This is a genomic window from Stenotrophomonas rhizophila, assembly GCF_001704155.1.
GTDB classification, from domain to species: domain Bacteria; phylum Pseudomonadota; class Gammaproteobacteria; order Xanthomonadales; family Xanthomonadaceae; genus Stenotrophomonas; species Stenotrophomonas rhizophila_A.
The window spans coordinates 1184104-1200234 of the sequence record NZ_CP016294.1 but is presented as its reverse complement, the minus strand read 5'-3'; the positions used below and the strand labels follow the sequence as shown (position 1 = coordinate 1200234).

The window sequence follows — 16131 nt, the reverse complement described above, 5'->3', positions numbered from 1 at the left end:
CTACAGCATACCTTGGCTCATTCCTGGCGGCCGAGCGCGCGCATCAGGCCGCGGGCCTTGGCGCGGGTTTCGTCCAGCTCCTTTGCCGGATCCGAATCGACCACGATGCCGGCGCCGGTGCGGAAGGCGGCGTGGGTGCCGGCTACTTCGGCAGTGCGGATAAGGATGTTCAGGTCCAGGTCGCCATCGCGGTTCAGCCAGCCGAACGCGCCGGTGTAGGCGCCGCGCGCGGTCTGTTCGAGCTCAGCGATGATCTCCATGCAGCGCACCTTCGGGCAGCCGGTGATGGTGCCGCCGGGGAAGGTGGCGGCAATCACCTGGCCGGGGCTCACGCCCGGTCGCAGGCGGCCGCGCACGTTGCTCACGATGTGGTGCACGTGCGCGTAGCTTTCCACGCTCATCAGCTCATCCACTTCCACGCTGCCAGCGGTGCAGATGCGGCCCAGGTCGTTACGCTCCAGGTCGATCAGCATCACGTGTTCGGCGCGCTCCTTGGGGTGGCCGACCAGTTCGCGGATGCGTTCGGCATCGTCGTCGCCGGCGAAGCGCGGGCGCGTGCCGGCAATCGGGCGGGTCTGCACGTCATCGCCATGCACCGAGACCAGGCGCTCCGGCGAGGAGCTCACCACTGCCCTGCCCTGCGCGATGAACAGGCCGGCGAACGGCGCCGGGTTGGCCACGCGCAGCTGCGCGTACAGCGCCTGCGGTGACAGCGCCTCATCGAAATGCGCGACCCAGCGCCGCGACAGGTTTACCTGGAACACATCACCGGCGCGCAGGTACTCGATGACCCTGCCCACGCCGTCGGTGAAGCGCGTGGGTGCGTCCTCTTCCATCTGCGCCGGTGGCTGCCACTGCGGCAGCGGCGGCAGCGTGGCGGTGGCCGCCAGGTCCTGCAGCAGCGTGTCGAGCTGGGCGGCGTGGTCGGTTTCGCACACGGCGTGGAACTGGCCGAGCACGCGGTCGTGCAGCACGGCGGCCGGACAGCGCAAGGCCAGCGCACTGGGCAGGCCGTCGGCGCGCGCCGGCAGGCTGAGCACGGTTTCGATCTGGCCGGCCAGTTCGTAGTCGAGCATCAGTGCCCAGCCGCCCCGGAACGGGAGGGTGGTTTCTTCGCGCGGCAATCGCAGCGTTTGCCAATGCGCGTCAAGCACGTCCAGGAAATGACCTGCATGCACAGCACCGTCGTGGTCGCGCACCACCCCATCGGCATGCAACGCCAGCGATTCACCGTTGCCCATCAGCAGCAGGTCCCAGCGGCCCTGCGCGGTACCCGAGGCGGTGGATTCCATCAGCAGCGGGTAACGCTCCGGCGCCAGCCGCTGCAGCGCAAGCAGGTCGGTGGTGTCGGGCAGCAGGCGGGTCTGGAACATGGCAGGGCAACCAAAGTAAGTGCGGGGGCCAGATACACCAAGGCCGCCAAGATGGCGGCCCGGTGCGGTGACGTTGGGTGGCGCGCTCAGACGCGCTTGAACACCAGCGTGCCGTTGGTGCCGCCAAAGCCGAAGCCGTTGGACATCACCACATCCACCTTGGCCTCGCGTGCGGTATTGGGCACGTAATCCAGGTCGCAGCCCTCGCCCGCTTCGTGCAGGTTGATGGTGGGCGGAATGATGTTGTCGCGCAGCGCCAGCACCGAGAAGATGGCTTCCACGCCGCCGGCGGCGCCGAGCAGGTGGCCGGTCATCGACTTGGTGGAGCTGACCATCATCTTGTAGGCGTGGTCGCCGAAGGCGGTCTTCATGGCCATGGTTTCGCCCAGGTCGCCCAGCGGCGTGGAGGTGCCGTGCGCGTTGAGGTAGCCCACCTGGTCCGGGGTAACGCCAGCATCCTTGAGGGCCATGGTCATGCAGCGTGCGGCGCCTTCGCCGTTCTCGCTCGGGGCGGTCATGTGGTACGCATCGGAGCTGGCGCCGAAACCGGCCAGCTCGGCATAGATGCGCGCGCCACGCGCCTTGGCGTGTTCGTACTCTTCCAGGATCAGGATGCCGGCGCCGTCGCCGAGCACGAAGCCGTCGCGTTCCTTGTCCCACGGGCGCGATGCTTCGGCCGGGGCGTCGTTGCGGGTGCTCATCGCCTTCATGGCGCAGAAGCCGCCCAGCGCGGTCGGCGAGGAGCCGCGCTCGGCGCCGCCCACCACCATCACGTCCGCATCGCCGTACTGGATCATGCGCATGGCGGTGCCGATGGAATGATTCGAGGTGGCGCAGGCCGACACCGCCGAGAACGACGGGCCCTTCAAACCGGTGATGATGCTCAGCTGCCCGGGCAGCATGTTGATGATGGTCTTGGGCACGTAGAAGGGCGAGATCTTCTTGCCCTCGTGGAACTCGATGGTCTGTTCCTCGATGCCCAGCAGGCCGCCGATGCCCGCACCGACGATGGCGCCGATGCGTTCGGCATTGCCGTCGGTGATCTCCAGGCCCGAATCGTTCAAGGCCATGAAGGCGGCACCGAGGCCGTAATGGATGAACGGGTCCATCTTCTTGGCATCCTTGCCACTGACCCGGAACTTGCCGAACTGTTCGTTGTCGGCGGTGATGTCGAAGTCCCTGACCTCACCTGCAATCTTGGTGGTGAAACGGTCCAGGTAAGCCTGCGAAACGTTGGTCAGCGGGCCGATGCCGGAACGGCCTTCGGTGATGCCCTTCCAACTGGTGGCCAGATCATTGCCCAACGGCGAGACCATGCCCATGCCGGTAACGACGACGCGACGCTTCATTGCAGATTCTCCTGACCCGGGTAGTGCGGGGTTGACGCGGTGTAACGCTCAAAAGCACAGGGCCGCAAGCGCGGCCCCATGGGTTTGCTGCACGCGGTGGCGGTAAGCACCACTACCGCGCGCAAGCCGCCCGACATCACGCCTTGACGTGAGCCTTGACGTAGTCGATCGCAGCCTGGACGGTGCTGATCTTCTCGGCTTCTTCGTCCGGGATCTCGCACTCGAATTCTTCTTCCAGCGCCATCACCAGTTCAACGGTGTCCAGGGAGTCGGCACCCAGGTCATCGACGAACGATGCGGTGGTGACAACTTCTTCTTCCTTGACGCCAAGCTGTTCGACGACGATTTTCTTGACGCGTTCTTCGATGGTGCTCATTGGATATCGCTCCAGATGGAGTAGTGGTTCAAAAAGTGACGCCATCAAATGGCGATGGCCGTGGGATAGTGTAGTGGAAACCGCAGGGGCCTTGCATGGCTGCAAAACTCCATTTGGATCAACCACTTGCGGTGCAGTCCCTGCACCACATGCTTACGGCATGTACATGCCGCCGTTCACATGGAGGGTTTCGCCGGTGATGTAGCTGGCCGAGGGACCGGCCAGGAACGCCACCGCATTGGCGATGTCGGACGGCTCGCCCAGGCGTTCCAGGGCGATCGACTTGACCAGGCCGGTGCGCTGTTCTTCCGGCAACGCCTTGGTCATGTCGGTATCGATGAAGCCTGGGGCCACCACGTTGACCGTGATGCCGCGCGAGCCGATTTCCTTGGCCAGCGACTTGGAGAAGGCGATGATGCCGGCCTTGGCCGCGGCGTAATTGGCCTGGCCGGCATTGCCGGTCACGCCGATCACCGAGGCGATGTTGATGATGCGGCCCTTGCGCGCCTTCATCATGCCGCGGATGACGGCCTTGGAAGTGCGGTAGACGCTGGTCAGGTTGGTGTCGAGGATGGCCTGCCAGTCCTCGTCCTTCATGCGCAGCAGCAGGTTGTCGCGGGTGATGCCGGCGTTGTTGACCAGGATGGTGATGGCACCGAATTCCTTGGCAATGCCGTCCAGCACGGACTCGAGCGCGGCCGGGTCGGTCACGTTCAGCGCGCGGCCGTGGCCGCCTGCGGCAGCCAGGCGCTCGCCGATGGCGGCAGCACCGGATTCGGTGGTGGCGGTACCGATCACGGTCGCGCCCTGCGCGGCCAGTGCATCGGCGATCGCCGCGCCGATGCCACGGCTGGCGCCGGTCACCAGTGCGATTTCACCCTGAAGGGGCTTGCTCATGCTCAGTTTCCTCGAACGGGACCGGTCCGCAGCGCCGGCCCGGGGGCTGGCACGTGGCGAACGCGGTCGAAAGTCATCAGGCGGCCCAGGTCTCGCGGGCCGTCTCGAAGTCGGCGGGCGTGGACAGTGTGCGCGCATCCAGGCCCTTGTCGATGCGCTTGATCAAGCCGCTGAGCACCTTGCCGGGGCCGCATTCGGCCACGCGGGTCACGCCGCGCGCGGCCAGGGCTTCGACGCAGCCGGTCCACTGCACCGGCAGGTACAACTGCTGGACCAGGGCGGTGCGGATGGCATCGATGCCGTCGTGCACGCGGGCATCCACGTTCTGCACCACCGGCAAGGCCGGCACGCGCCAGTCCAGGCCAGCCATGGTTTCCTGCAGGCGGTTGGCGGCTTCGCGCATGAGCGGGGTGTGCGAGGGCACGCTGACGGCCAGCTTCACGGCCTTGCGCACGCCCTTTTCGGCCAGCAGCGCCAAGGCGCGGTCGACGGCAGCGGCATCGCCGCCGATGACGATCTGGCCGGGCGAGTTGTAGTTGGCCGGCACCACCACCTGGCTGCCGGAGGCCTGTTCACAGACTTCCTTGACGAGGGCGTCTTCGGCGCCGAGCACGGCGGCCATGGCGCCCACGCCGGTCGGGGCGGCGTCCTGCATCAGCTGGCCGCGCAGGCGCACCAGGTGCGCGCCGTCACGCAGCGACAGTGCGCCGGCGGCCACCAGGGCGGTGTACTCGCCCAAGCTGTGCCCGGCCAGCACGGCCGGCTGGGCACCGCCGACGGCCTGCCATGCGCGCCACACGCCGATGCTGGCGGCCAGCAGGGCCGGCTGGGTGTACTCGGTGCGGTTGAGCATCTCTTCCGGGCCGCCCTGCGACAGCGCCCACAGGTCCACGCCGGCGCCATCGGAGGCTTCGGTGAACGCTTCACGCACCTGCGGGTGCAGTTCAGCCAGTTCAGCCAGCATGCCCAACGACTGCGAGCCCTGGCCGGGGAACACGAAAGCGAGATTGGAATCGGTCACGCGGAGTTCCGCCTGCAAAAATCGAACGGCGAATGATAAGGGGGAATACCGCGCTTCGTCTGTACTGGCGCGTATTGACCAGCCCCCGGCAGGTGCCGACCGTTGGTCGGCAGGCCCTCAAACAAACAGCTGCAGAATGTCCAGGTCGCCATCGCTGAAGAAATCAAAACAGATTGCCACCAACATCAACATGCCCAGCGTGGTCGCCCCGTGCACGATCACGATGGCGTGCGCCAGCGTGCGCGCCGAGCGCCCCATCTTCATGCTGTAGCGGGCCAGGCGCTGCAGCCGGCCGGAAACCTCGTGCGCATGCGCCAGCACCGGGGCGTCTTCGCCATCCATGGCTGCCGCCATCAGCGCCTGCAGCTGCTCGGGGCGGTGTTCGTAGTACTTGGCCACGCCATAGCCGAACATCAGCCAGTCGCGGGCCTGGGCCTGGGCCAGGTCCATCACTTCCAGCGGATCTTCCTCGAAATCGATGAAGCCGATGGCCCGGCCATCCCAGGTCAGGTTGCGCGGCAGTGGCTGGCCGAAATAGGCGCCCTTGGCATGGGCGGCCACGATGGCCTCCATCGCCGCCGACACCAATGCGTCGCGGCCGGCATCGTCGGCCTGGCGCAGGCAGGTGTTGAAGGAGCTGCCGTTGTCGCCCAGCACCAGCGAGGCATGGCCGCTGCCGATCACGTGCGGCACGTTCACCCCCTGCGCCTGCAGTTCGGCCAGGCGCCGCGCCTCGGTTTCCCGGGCGGCGTCACCGCCGCGGTGCGGCGGTGGGCGCAGCGCGTCCAGCTGGAAGCGGTTGGCCACGAAATTGAGCAGGCCCAGCGCGACCGCGCGGCTGCTTTCACCGTACTGCTTCAGCCAGGCGCGCTGGCCCTCGATGACAATGGGTTCGACCATGACACACCTCCAGAAATGCAAAACGGCCCCATCGGGGCCGTTTCGTGTGAACCGATTAACGTATTAATAACGCAGCAGCGCCGAACCCCAGGTGAAGCCGCCGCCGAAGGCTTCCAGCAGCAGCAGCTGGCCGCGCTGTACCTTGCCCGAGCGCACCGCCACGTCCAGCGCCATCGGCACCGAAGCGGAGGAGGTGTTGCCGTGCCTGTCCACGGTGACCACGACCTGGTCCATCGACATGTCCAGCCGCTTGGCGGTGGCTTCGATGATGCGCAGGTTGGCCTGGTGCGGAATCAGCCAGTCCAGGTCGGCCTTGGTCATGCCATTGGCGTCGAGGGTTTCGTCCACGACCGAGTCCAGCGCCTTGACGGCGTACTTGAACACGTCGTTGCCCTTCATCAGGATCGCGCCGCGGGCCTGCTCGCCTTCGCCGAAGCCGGCCGAGACGCCCACCGGGTTCCACAGCAGCTCTTTCTTGCTGCCATCCGAATGCAGGTGGGTGCTCAGGATGCCGGTGTCTTCGTCGGCCTTGAGCACCACCGCGCCCGCACCATCGCCGAACAGCACGCAGGTGGTGCGGTCGTTCCAGTCGACGATACGGGTCAGGGTTTCCGCACCGATGACCAGCACGTGGCGTGCATCACCGGAACGAATGAATTTGTCGGCCACGCCCAGCGCGAACACGAAGCCCGAACAGGCGGCGTTGACGTCGAAGGCAGGGCAGCCGCTCGCACCGAGCTTGGCCTGGATCAGGCACGCGGTGGACGGGAAGATCAGATCGGGGGTGGTGGTTCCCACCACGATCATGTCCAGCTGGGAAGCGTCGATACCGGCCGCTTCCAGCGCACGTACCGCGGCGTGGTAGCCGAGGTCGCTGGTGGTTTCCGTGTCGGCGGCGATGTGCCGCTCGCGGATACCGGTGCGCGTCTGGATCCACTCATCGCTGGTGTCGACCATTTTCTCCAGATCCTGGTTGGTCAACACTTTTTCGGGCAAGTAACTACCAGTGCCCGCGATCCTCGAGTAGATCCGCTTGCTCATTGCATTTCCTGTAACGGAAGAAAGGGTAAAGGCCGCTGCCCGACCGGGCAGCGGCCCTCACACAGATCAATCTTCTTCGACGGCCGAGTTCGACTTGGTCGTGATCACCTTCTTGCCGCGGTAGAAACCGTCAGCAGTGATGTGGTGACGCAGATGCACTTCGCCGGTGGTCGGGTCGGTGGACAGCTGCTTGGCGCTCAGGGCGTCATGCGAACGGCGCTGGCCGCGGCGGGACGGGGTAACACGGGATTTCTGCACAGCCATGGGATTGCTCCAAACTCGGTTCGTTTTTGCTTCGTCGTATCGTCGCGCAGGACGCCAGCGCCCAGCACAGTCTTCGCTTTCGCCGCAGCCGCCGACGACAATCCGGCTGCTATTGTTTCTTCAGCGCCGCCAATGCCGCGAACGGATTGGCCTTGCTCTGTTCTTCTTCGGTCGGTGCCCAGTCCCGGTCCACCGCTTCACCCTCGGGCGACAGCGGCACCACCGGCACGGCCAGGACCAGTTCGTCCTCGACCAGGTCCAGCGGACGCAGGCTGCCGTCTTCGGGCACCAGCATCGCCTCGTACTCTTCCGGCAGCGACGACTCTTCGTCTTCGCTGCGGATCAGGCCGAGCCGCTGCTTGACCGACACCGGCAGCAGGAAGCGCTGCAGGCTGCGCTGACAGATCAGCGGCAGCGCGGTATCGATGGTCAGGTCCACATAGGATACCCGCAGGATGTCGTCGTGGCCGAATTCAAGCGCAAACGTGCACTTGCCCTCGGTATCGGCAACAAGGCCTTGCAGGCGGGTCATTTCTGCCAGTTCTACCTGACCGTCGAAGCACCTTCGTGCTGCGACCATCCGCCAGGCATCCAGCAATTCGGGCACGTTCGCGGACATAAGCCGCTGAATGTTAAGGATGCCGCCGGCGGTTGTCAATTACCCGCGACACGAGGGCGTGCGGTAGAGTGCCGCCCACCCCTGTCACCCCGGTATTGTCGCATGCTTCCCCTGCTGCTGGCCTCCACCTCCCGTTACCGCCGTGAACTGCTGGAACGGCTGGGCCTGCCGCTGGAGACGGCGCGGCCGGCGGTGGACGAGTCCCCGGCGCCGGGCGAAGCGCCGCGTGCGCTGGCCGTCCGGCTGGCACGGGCCAAGGCCGCCGAGGTGGCCGCCCGCCACCCGGGGCGGTGGGTGATCGGCTCGGACCAGGTCGCGGACCTGAACGGGGCCCCGCTGGGCAAGCCCGGCGATGTGCCCGGGGCGCACGCGCAGCTGGCGGCGATGTCCGGGCAGACGGTGGCCTTCCATACCGCGATCTGCCTGGTCCGCGATGACCAGATGCTGGCGGCCTGCGACCTGACCGAAGTCCGCTTCCGGACACTGGGCGCGGACGAGATAGCCCGCTACGTGGCGGCCGAGCAGCCGCTGGACTGCGCCGGCAGCTTCAAGTGCGAGGGACTGGGCATCACGTTGTTCGAGGCGATCGACAACCGCGACCCGACCGCGTTGATCGGCCTGCCGCTGATCGCCCTCGGCGGGCTGCTGCGGCAGGCTGGCTACACCCTGCCCTGACGCCGACCCAGGCGATCAGCGGGCCGGAACGATGAAAGATTGTTCCTGCCACTGCTCCACGCTGCCATCGTTGCCATACAGCGTCATGCCCAGCCAATGCTTGCCCGGCGCGAGCTGGCGGGTATCAAGCGTGGCATCGAAGGCCACGTGCGGGTGTTGGGGATCGGTGGAGATCTTCCACGCGGCCGTGATGTCACGCGCGCGGCCGTACACCGCATCGCCTACCGGCTGGCCATCGATCGACAGCGCCACGCGCGACAGCCCGACCCCGTCCTTGAACGCCCACCCGCGCACGTCCATGCGCTCGGCCACCTTCTCATCCTGCAGGGGCGCATCCACCCAGGCCATGGCCGGGGTCACGCAGGGGCCATCGATGCGCTGCGCAGGCAGCTTGAACAGCAGGAAGCGCTGGTAGCCATGGTCCTGGCTGACCACGCGCGGCGGCGGCAACGGCCCCACCTGCGCGCAGATGTCGTGGTAGCGCTCCAGCAGGTCGCGGTAACGCTGGTCACTGGGCGACAGCACCAGCAGCATCGGCGCATCGCGCTGGCCATCGTGCAGCAGGCCCCACAGGCCGAGCTGCGCGGTGCGGCCGTGCTTGTCGTTGAGCGGGTGGCGCAGCACTTCGATGCGTGGATCGCGCAGCTGGAAGCCCAGCTCGGCCCCTACCTTGAAGTTGCCGGCCAGTACGCGCGTGCCCGGCGGCATGCCCGCCAGCTCCTTGCGCACCTCATCGGCCAACGGCGCCCAGCCGGCGAAATTGCGCGGGTAATACTTGTCGCCGGCCAGCTGCTCGCGAAGGCCCGGACTGGAGGCCACCAGGTAATAGGAGAACGCCAGTGCCAGCCCTGCGCCGGCCAGCCACCAGCCGGTGCGGCGGAGCCAGCGCGGCCAGCCATTGAGCACCACCGGCACCGCCACCAGCAGCGCCAGGTAGCCAGGCAACGGCCAATGGAAGCTGATGCGCTCCACGTCGGTGAAGAAACCCAGCGCAAAAATTGCCAGCGTGGAAACCGCCCCCACCAGGCCGAAGTAGCGCCACTGCGCGCGCGCGCCACCGCCGGAACGGGTGCCGGCCAGCGCCACCTTCCACATCGCGATGCACAGGATCGGCGTGACCAGCATCGGCTGGATCACCAGGAACCACAGGCCACTCCACTGGAATGCCCACGGGTGGCGTTCGACCACCTGGAACTTCAGGCCGGCATCCTGGTTGTCGGCATTCCACGCCAGCAGCGGCAGCCAGGCCATCACGCCCACCGCCAGCGCGACCCACACGCGCGGATCACGCAGCGTGCGCCGCCCTTGCGGCAACAGCAGCAGGGCAATGAAACCGACCACGATCACGCCGATGAAGCGGTAATGGCTCAGCGCGCCGATCACCAGCCCCAACGACAGCTTCACCGCCGCCGCCGCATCGACGTTGCGCAGCAGGCGCGCGCCGGCATCCAGGCACAGCACCGCCGCCAGCGCCATCGGCACATCGGGCACGGCCAGCATGCCCAGCGTGGCCGACAGGGGCATCAACACGGTCAGGCTGCCTGCCTGCCAGCCCGCCACCGCGCCAAACCAGCGGGTAGCGATGCGTGAGACCAGCCACGGCAGCATCGCGCCGATCGCCAGGAACGGCAGGCGCAGCGCCAGCACGTGGTTGCCGCCCAGCTCCACGCCCAGGCGTGCCAGCCAGGCGGTCAGCCCGGGCAGATCGGAATAGGCGGCGGCCAGGTGCTGGCCTTCCTGCCAATAGAACGCTTCGTCCACGAACAAGGGCAGACGCGCGGCCACCACGAGCTTGACGGCCGTGATGAGCGTCCACAACACCAAAAAAATTGTGCGTGCGCGTTGTTCGCCCTGCATTGCTCTATAGAATCGAAGGAATCATCGACACGAGACGGACATGGATACTTCGCCCCGCGTGCCCGCCATGCTACCCGAAGAACTGCGACAGTCCCTGCGCAACGCGCAGGACCAGGTCAATGGGCTGGTGCTGGGCAAGGCCCATGAAGTCCGCCTGGCATTCGTCGCGCTGCTCTCCGGTGGGCACCTGCTGATCGAGGACCTGCCCGGCCTGGGCAAGACCACGCTGGCCCACGCGCTGGCCTCCAGCCTGGGATTGGGCTTCCAGCGCGTGCAGTTCACCTCGGACCTGCTGCCCGCCGATGTGCTCGGCGTCTCGGTTTACGAGGCCGCCAGTCGCCAGTTCCAGTTCCATCCCGGCCCGGTCTTCACGCATGTGCTGCTGGCCGATGAAATCAACCGCGCGCCGCCACGTACGCAGAGCGCGCTGCTCGAAGCGATGGCCGAGCAGCAGGTGACCCTTGATGGCGTGACCCATCCACTGCCCGATCCCTTCTTCGTGATCGCCACCCAGAACCCGGTAGATCTTTCGGGCACGTTCCCGCTGCCCGATTCGCAGCTGGACCGCTTCCTGCTGCGGCTTGCATTGGGCTATCCCAACCCCGAATCCGAACGCGAGCTGCTGCGCGGCACCGACCGCCGCCACCTGATCGCACAGGCCACCGCCTGCCTGGATGACAACCAGGTGCGTGCCCTGCGCGATGCGGTCAGCCAGGTGCATGCCAGCGAAGCGCTGATCCAATACGTACAGGCACTGCTGGCGCGCAGCCGCCAGCACGCCGGCGTGCGGGTCGGCCTGTCGCCGCGCGCGGGGCTGGCGCTGCTGCGTGCGGCCAAAGCGCATGCCCTGCTGCTGGGCCGCACCCACGTGGTGCCCGAAGACGTGCAGACGCTGTTCATCGCGGTGGCCGGACATCGGCTGGTGCCCGAAGCCGAGGCCAGCACCGGACCGGCGCTGGCCCGCGCCATCCTCCAGACCGTTCCGGTGGACTGAGTGCGCAGCGGCTGGGGAGACCGCTGGCGCAGGCTGGTACTGATGGCCCGGCCACGGCAGCCGGAGAGCCTGCCGCGCCGCATGGACCGCCGCCGCATCTACGTGCTGCCGACCCGCTTCGGCCTGTTCGTGGCCCTGTTGCTGGGGACGATGCTGCTGGGCGCGCTGAACTACAACAACAACCCGGCGTTGCTGCTGGCGCTGCTGCTGGCCACGGTGGCGGTTGCCAGCGCGCTCAGCGCGCACCTGCAGTTGTCGGGCCTGCAGATCGATGCGGTGTCGGCCGAACCGGTGGTGGCCGGCGCCACGCTGCGCCTGCGCATCAACCTGTCGCGTGCCGATACGCGCGTGCGCCGCGGCCTGGTGCTGGCGCTTGGCGACAGCCAGGGTTACGGGCACCTGGTGGATACCGACCAGATCGAAGTGGACCTGTTGCTGCCCACCACGCGTCGCGGCTGGCTGGACGTGGACCGCATCCGCATTTCCACCACCCAGCCGCTGGGGCTGGTGCGGGCATGGTCATGGGTGTGGCCGGACACGCCGTTGCTGGTCTACGCCGCGCCCGAGCAGCAGCCACCGCCGCTGCCCGAGGGCGATGGCGACCCGCTGCACACCCGCGTGCATGCCAGTGGCGATGAACTGCACCAGCTGCGCCCCTACCGGCCGGGCGACCCGCAGCGAAGCATTTCCTGGAAACACTCCGCACGCCGCGACACGCTGCTGGTACGCGAGTACGAGAGGCCGCTGGGCGTGGATGTGCTACTGGACTGGCGGCAGATGGGTCCGCTGCCGCTGGAAATGAAGATCTCGCGGCTGGCGCGCTGGGTCGACCTGGCCGAACGCGAGGGCCGCCGTTACACGCTGCAGCTCCCCGGCCAACCGGCGCTGGGTCCTAGCCAGGGCAGCAGCCACCACCACCTCTGCCAACGCGCACTGGCGCTGATGCCGCATGGCTGACCCTTCCGCCCCGCTGCTGTCCCCCGCCGCCCGCCGCTGGACCCTGGCCAGCGCGGCGCTGGCCCTGGTGCCACTGCTGCTGCAGCTGACGCCGCTGCTGGCCAGCGTGTTCGCCGTAGCGGCGGTGCTCACCGCACTGGCGTCCGGGCAACGCGTGCTGCCCGGTCCGGTCCGCGTGCTGCTGGTGCTGGGCATGCTGGCCGCGATCTACTGGCAGATGGGCGCCCGCCCGGGCCGCGATACCGGCTGTGCGCTGCTGGCGGCGATGCTGGCACTGAAATCCAGCGAGCTGCGCAGCCTGCGCGATGCGCGCAGCCTGCTGGGCTTTGCGCTGTTCGCCCCGTTCGCTGCGTTCCTGCTCGACCAGGGCCCGCTGACAATGGGCCTGGCGGTACTGGCGGCGCTGGCCACGCTGCTCACCCTGCAGCGCCTGGCGCGCGCGGAAGGGCATGCGCCCGGCGCCGCGTTGGCCGAACAGATGCGCGGGGTGGGCAAGCTGGTGGCGCTGGGCCTGCCGCTGGCGCTGGCCGCGTTCTGGCTGTTCCCGCGGCTGAGCGAGCCGCTGTGGGGGCTGCCGGACCGCGCGGTGGGCAAGCCTGGCCTGTCCGACCACATGGAACCTTCCGAGTGGCTGGACCTGATGGCCGATGATGCCACCGCGCTGCGGGTGAGCTTCACCGGCGCCGCGCCCCCGCCTGAGCAGCGCTACTGGCGCGGCCCGGTGATGACCCGCTTCGACGGTCGGCGCTGGGACCGCGATCCCTACAGCGAGCGACGCCCGCCACCGCCGGTGACCCGCGGCGCGGCGCGCTGGGACTACCAGATCGATTACGAGCCCACCGATCGCCGACAGCTGGTGGCGCTGGACCTGCCCCTGCAGGCACCGGCCGGCACCACGCTGGATGGCACCTACAGCCTGCGCAGCGATCGCAACCTGTCGGCACTCACCCGTTGGCGCCTGCAGTCGGCACCGGCGGCGGCGTACACCGAGCCGCTCAGCGCGTTCCAGCGCCAGCTGGCGCTGCAGCTGCCGCCCGACCTCAATCCGCGCACGGCGGCATTGGGCCGGCAGTGGCGGCAGGAGGCGGGCAGCAACGATGCCGCCATCGTGGCGCGGGCGCTGGACTGGATCCGCTCGCGCTTCGCCTACACGCTTTCAACGCCGGCACCGGGCCGGCACAGCGTGGACGAGTTCCTGTTCGACCAGCAGGCCGGCTTCTGCCAGCACTTCAGCTCTTCGTTCGTGGTGCTGATGCGCAGTGCCGGCATCCCCGCACGGGTGGTCACCGGCTTTGCCGGCGGCCAGCGCAATCCCTACGGCAACTACTACGTGGTGCGTCGGATGGACGCGCATGCCTGGGCCGAGGTGTGGCTGCCGCAGCGCGGCTGGGTACGGGTGGATCCGACCGCGGCGGTCGCGCCCGAGCGCATCTATGACACGCTGGAAGACCGCCTGGGCGACGGCGCCGGCACCACCCTGGAAGGCCGCTGGCTGCAGCTGGGCCAGGTGGGCGACTTCCTGCGCCGCGGCTGGAACGACCTGGTGCTGTCCTTCGACGCCAACCGCCAGCAGCAGCTGCTGCGTCCCCTTGGCATCGACAAGCTGGAGCCGGCGCAGCTGGTTGGCATTTTCATCGCCTTCGCAGGCGGCGCGCTAGGCTGGATGGCATGGCTGCTGGCCCGCGGGGAGCGCGAACGCGATCCCCTGCTGCGGGCCTGGCACCGGCTGGGGCGGCGTTACGCGCGGCATGGCCTGGCCCGGGAACCTGCGGAAACCGCCACGGAGTGGGCGCAGCGCGTCCACCGGCAACGTCCCGACCCGGCGTTGATTCCGCTCAGCCAGCGTTTCGTTCACGCGCGCTACGCTGGCGCTGAGCTCGACCCTTCACTCGTGCGTGACCTGCACAGGCATCGCCCGTCCACCGGAGCAACCTCATGAACGTCAAGATCCTGCTTCCCCTTGCCGCGTCGCTGGCGCTGGCCGCCTGTGCCACGGCCCCCAAACCGCTGCAGGGGCAGTTCAGCGTGGTCAGCCCACGCGATTCGGTCGCCACCCAGCAGGTGGGCACGCCGGTCCGCTGGGGCGGCCGCATCATCGAAACCACCCCGGGCCAGGGCCAGACCTGCTTCCAGCTGCTGTCGCGCCCGCTCAATGGCAGCGGCCGCCCGAACACCAGCTCCAATGACGCCAGCGATGGCCGCTTCGTGGCCTGCCGTGCCGGCTTCTACGATCCGGCCGTGTTCGAGGAAGGCCGCGACGTGACCTTCATCGGCAAGATCGCCGGCTACGAGAACACCCGCATCGGCGATTACGAGTACCGCCTGCCCAAGCTGGAGGCCGACGTGATCTACCTGTGGCCGGAACAGCGCCAGGTGGATGTGGTGCCGGTCTACCCGTATGGCCCGTGGGGCCCGGGTTGGGGTCCCGGCTGGGGCTACCGCGGTTGGGGTTGGTGGTAAAAAAAAATCGCCCTTCGGGGCGATTTTTTTTCATGCACTCGGCGTACCGAAGTGCCCCAACGGCGCGCCGGCCAACAGGTGCAGATGGATATGGAACACCGTCTGCCCTGCGTGCTCGCGGCAGTTCATGACGATGCGGTAGCCATCCTGCGCGAAGCCCTCGCGGCGCGCGTACTCTGCCGCCGCCAGCGCCAGCTTGCCGATCAGGTGCGCCTGCGAGGGCTGCACGTCATCCAGCGTGGGAATGGCTTCGTTTTTGGGAATGAACAGCACGTGCACCGGCGCCTGCGGCGCGATGTCCTTGAACGCCAGCACCTCGTCATCTTCGTAGACGATGGTGGCCGGAATTTCGCGGCGGATGATCTTTCCGAACAGGGTGTCTTCAGACATGGGGTCACCTTGAGGGTTGCCGGCAACGCCGGTGGTCAGGTTGCTTCGGTACGGGTGCCGAACGCGTGCGACAGCGTGCCGCGGTCCACGTATTCCAGCTCGCCACCCAGCGGCAGGCCCTGCGCCAGCCGGCTGGGCCGCACCTTGTGGGCGCGCGCCAGCTGCGCCAGGTAATGCGCGGTGGCCTCGCCTTCGACGGTGGCGCTGGTGGCGATGATCAGCTCCTGCACCTCGCCCTGCCCCAGCCGTGCTTCCAGCTGGTCCAGGCCGAGTTCGCGCGGGCCGACGCCGTCCAGCGGCGACAGCCGCCCCTGCAGCACGAAGTACACGCCGCGGAACCCGGTGGCGGTTTCAATGGCCAGCCGGTCGGCCGGCGATTCCACTGCACACAGCTGCTGGCGTTCGCGGCTGCCATTGGCGCACACCGCGCAGATTTCGGTTTCGCTGAAATCGCGGCACTGCGCGCAATGGCCGATGCGTTCGATCGCCTTGGCCAGGACCTCGGCCAGCTTTCTGCCGCCCTCGCGCTCGCGCTCCAGCACGTGGTAGGCCATGCGCTGGGCGGTCTTCTGACCCACCCCGGGCAGTACCCGGAAGGCCTCGATCAGCTGTTCGAGCAGGGGCAGGCTCACGCTTAGAACGGCAGCTTCATGCCGGGCGGCAGCTGCATGCCGGCCGTGGCCGAGCCCATGCGGTTCTTGGATTCGGCATCGATCTTGTTCGAGGCGTCGTTGAAGGCGGCCGCGACCAGGTCTTCGGTCATTTCCGCATCGGACAGGATCGACGGATCGATGCGCACCTTGCGGCACTCCTTGGCGCCGGTCAGGGTCACGCTGACCATGCCGCCGCCGGCAGTGCCGGTGACTTCCAGCTTGGCGAGTTCTTCCTGGGCCTTCTGCAGGTTTTCCTGCATCTTCTGGGCCTGCTGCATCAGTTGGGCGATGTTGCCGCGCATGTC

General features: G+C 67.8%; 18 protein-coding genes. 5 read left to right on the top strand and 13 right to left on the bottom strand.

Annotated elements, in window-relative coordinates:
- Positions 1-17 precede the first annotated feature (17 nt).
- The 9 genes from BAY15_RS05380 to BAY15_RS05340 all read right to left on the bottom strand — a co-directional run bounded on the left by BAY15_RS05380 (position 18) and on the right by BAY15_RS05340 (position 7840).
- Positions 18-1373 (bottom strand): aminodeoxychorismate synthase component I, encoded by a 1356-nt coding sequence (locus tag BAY15_RS05380; RefSeq protein WP_068849641.1) that lies wholly within the window; start codon positions 1371-1373, stop codon positions 18-20.
- An 86-nt stretch (positions 1374-1459) separates the two neighbouring features.
- Entirely contained in the window at positions 1460-2722 is a 1263-nt protein-coding gene (fabF, locus tag BAY15_RS05375; RefSeq protein ID WP_068849639.1) for a beta-ketoacyl-ACP synthase II, read from the bottom strand.
- A gap of 136 nt (positions 2723-2858) precedes the next feature.
- Complete coding sequence (acpP, locus tag BAY15_RS05370; protein ID WP_068849637.1) at positions 2859-3098, bottom strand: acyl carrier protein; 240 nt, start codon at positions 3096-3098, stop codon at positions 2859-2861.
- A 153-nt stretch (positions 3099-3251) separates the two neighbouring features.
- Positions 3252-3995, bottom strand: coding sequence for a 3-oxoacyl-ACP reductase FabG (fabG, locus tag BAY15_RS05365; protein WP_068849635.1), 744 nt, complete (start codon positions 3993-3995; stop codon positions 3252-3254).
- 76 nt (positions 3996-4071) lie between these two features.
- Positions 4072-5016, bottom strand: a complete 945-nt coding sequence (gene fabD / locus BAY15_RS05360) for an ACP S-malonyltransferase (protein WP_068854559.1) — start codon at positions 5014-5016, stop codon at positions 4072-4074.
- Between the two features lie 117 nt (positions 5017-5133).
- A complete protein-coding gene (locus tag BAY15_RS05355) occupies positions 5134-5916 on the bottom strand; it encodes a serine/threonine protein phosphatase (RefSeq protein ID WP_068849633.1) in 783 nt (260 codons plus the stop codon).
- Positions 5917-5979: 63 nt separating this feature from the next.
- On the bottom strand, positions 5980-6957 hold the full coding sequence (locus tag BAY15_RS05350; protein WP_068849631.1) for a beta-ketoacyl-ACP synthase III: 978 nt from the start codon (positions 6955-6957) through the stop codon (positions 5980-5982).
- A gap of 66 nt (positions 6958-7023) precedes the next feature.
- Entirely contained in the window at positions 7024-7221 is a 198-nt protein-coding gene (gene rpmF / locus BAY15_RS05345; protein ID WP_068849629.1) for a 50S ribosomal protein L32, read from the bottom strand.
- A gap of 109 nt (positions 7222-7330) precedes the next feature.
- Complete coding sequence (locus BAY15_RS05340; RefSeq protein ID WP_068849627.1) at positions 7331-7840, bottom strand: YceD family protein; 510 nt, start codon at positions 7838-7840, stop codon at positions 7331-7333.
- 102 nt (positions 7841-7942) lie between these two features.
- Here BAY15_RS05340 and BAY15_RS05335 point away from each other — a divergent pair, with 102 nt between their 5' ends.
- Positions 7943-8515 carry a Maf family protein gene (locus BAY15_RS05335; RefSeq protein WP_068849625.1) on the top strand — a complete coding sequence of 191 codons (573 nt, stop codon included), beginning with the start codon at positions 7943-7945 and terminating at the stop codon, positions 8513-8515.
- 15 nt (positions 8516-8530) lie between these two features.
- Here the strand turns inward: BAY15_RS05335 and BAY15_RS05330 are convergent, their stop codons facing one another.
- Positions 8531-10372 (bottom strand): ArnT family glycosyltransferase, encoded by a 1842-nt coding sequence (locus BAY15_RS05330; RefSeq protein WP_068849623.1) that lies wholly within the window; start codon positions 10370-10372, stop codon positions 8531-8533.
- A gap of 40 nt (positions 10373-10412) precedes the next feature.
- Between BAY15_RS05330 and BAY15_RS05325 the strand changes: the two genes are divergently transcribed.
- From BAY15_RS05325 to BAY15_RS05310, 4 genes are read left to right on the top strand one after another with little or no spacing between them, the layout of a single operon-like run.
- Positions 10413-11366: an AAA family ATPase gene (locus BAY15_RS05325; RefSeq protein WP_068849621.1), complete on the top strand. Its 954-nt coding sequence runs from the start codon at positions 10413-10415 to the stop codon at positions 11364-11366.
- A gap of 42 nt (positions 11367-11408) precedes the next feature.
- Positions 11409-12323, top strand: a complete 915-nt coding sequence (locus BAY15_RS05320; RefSeq protein WP_068854558.1) for a DUF58 domain-containing protein — start codon at positions 11409-11411, stop codon at positions 12321-12323.
- Positions 12316-14262 (top strand): transglutaminase TgpA family protein, encoded by a 1947-nt coding sequence (locus BAY15_RS05315; protein WP_068849619.1) that lies wholly within the window; start codon positions 12316-12318, stop codon positions 14260-14262. The genes BAY15_RS05320 and BAY15_RS05315 overlap by 8 nt, the downstream gene beginning before the upstream one ends.
- Positions 14259-14783 carry a Slp family lipoprotein gene (locus BAY15_RS05310; protein ID WP_068849617.1) on the top strand — a complete coding sequence of 175 codons (525 nt, stop codon included), beginning with the start codon at positions 14259-14261 and terminating at the stop codon, positions 14781-14783. The genes BAY15_RS05315 and BAY15_RS05310 overlap by 4 nt, the downstream gene beginning before the upstream one ends.
- A gap of 30 nt (positions 14784-14813) precedes the next feature.
- On the opposite strand, the gene BAY15_RS05305 is transcribed toward BAY15_RS05310, so the two are convergent.
- The 3 genes from BAY15_RS05305 to BAY15_RS05295 are packed head-to-tail and all read right to left on the bottom strand — an operon-like array spanning position 14814 to position 16128.
- Positions 14814-15173, bottom strand: a complete 360-nt coding sequence (locus tag BAY15_RS05305) for a histidine triad nucleotide-binding protein (RefSeq protein ID WP_068849615.1) — start codon at positions 15171-15173, stop codon at positions 14814-14816.
- A gap of 35 nt (positions 15174-15208) precedes the next feature.
- A complete protein-coding gene (recR, locus tag BAY15_RS05300) occupies positions 15209-15805 on the bottom strand; it encodes a recombination mediator RecR (protein WP_068849613.1) in 597 nt (198 codons plus the stop codon).
- 2 nt (positions 15806-15807) lie between these two features.
- A complete protein-coding gene (locus BAY15_RS05295) occupies positions 15808-16128 on the bottom strand; it encodes a YbaB/EbfC family nucleoid-associated protein (RefSeq protein ID WP_068849611.1) in 321 nt (106 codons plus the stop codon).
- Positions 16129-16131 lie beyond the last annotated feature (3 nt).

What these genes read in the sequence shown, in the direction of transcription:
- fabF (WP_068849639.1), bottom strand. Translation starts at nt 2,722, where the DNA reads ATGAAGCGTCGCGTCGTCGTTACCGGCATGGGCATGGTCTCGCCGTTG.
- acpP (WP_068849637.1), bottom strand. Translation starts at nt 3,098, where the DNA reads ATGAGCACCATCGAAGAACGCGTCAAGAAAATCGTCGTCGAACAGCTT.
- BAY15_RS05355 (WP_068849633.1), bottom strand. Translation starts at nt 5,916, where the DNA reads ATGGTCGAACCCATTGTCATCGAGGGCCAGCGCGCCTGGCTGAAGCAG.
- BAY15_RS05295 (WP_068849611.1), bottom strand. Translation starts at nt 16,128, where the DNA reads ATGCGCGGCAACATCGCCCAACTGATGCAGCAGGCCCAGAAGATGCAG.
- BAY15_RS05320 (WP_068854558.1), top strand. Translation starts at nt 11,409, where the DNA reads ATGGCCCGGCCACGGCAGCCGGAGAGCCTGCCGCGCCGCATGGACCGC.
- BAY15_RS05325 (WP_068849621.1), top strand. Translation starts at nt 10,413, where the DNA reads ATGGATACTTCGCCCCGCGTGCCCGCCATGCTACCCGAAGAACTGCGA.
- BAY15_RS05305 (WP_068849615.1), bottom strand. Translation starts at nt 15,173, where the DNA reads ATGTCTGAAGACACCCTGTTCGGAAAGATCATCCGCCGCGAAATTCCG.
- fabG (WP_068849635.1), bottom strand. Translation starts at nt 3,995, where the DNA reads ATGAGCAAGCCCCTTCAGGGTGAAATCGCACTGGTGACCGGCGCCAGC.
- BAY15_RS05330 (WP_068849623.1), bottom strand. Translation starts at nt 10,372, where the DNA reads ATGCAGGGCGAACAACGCGCACGCACAATTTTTTTGGTGTTGTGGACG.
- rpmF (WP_068849629.1), bottom strand. Translation starts at nt 7,221, where the DNA reads ATGGCTGTGCAGAAATCCCGTGTTACCCCGTCCCGCCGCGGCCAGCGC.
- BAY15_RS05380 (WP_068849641.1), bottom strand. Translation starts at nt 1,373, where the DNA reads ATGTTCCAGACCCGCCTGCTGCCCGACACCACCGACCTGCTTGCGCTG.
- BAY15_RS05315 (WP_068849619.1), top strand. Translation starts at nt 12,316, where the DNA reads ATGGCTGACCCTTCCGCCCCGCTGCTGTCCCCCGCCGCCCGCCGCTGG.
- BAY15_RS05340 (WP_068849627.1), bottom strand. Translation starts at nt 7,840, where the DNA reads ATGTCCGCGAACGTGCCCGAATTGCTGGATGCCTGGCGGATGGTCGCA.
- BAY15_RS05350 (WP_068849631.1), bottom strand. Translation starts at nt 6,957, where the DNA reads ATGAGCAAGCGGATCTACTCGAGGATCGCGGGCACTGGTAGTTACTTG.
- BAY15_RS05335 (WP_068849625.1), top strand. Translation starts at nt 7,943, where the DNA reads ATGCTTCCCCTGCTGCTGGCCTCCACCTCCCGTTACCGCCGTGAACTG.
- BAY15_RS05310 (WP_068849617.1), top strand. Translation starts at nt 14,259, where the DNA reads ATGAACGTCAAGATCCTGCTTCCCCTTGCCGCGTCGCTGGCGCTGGCC.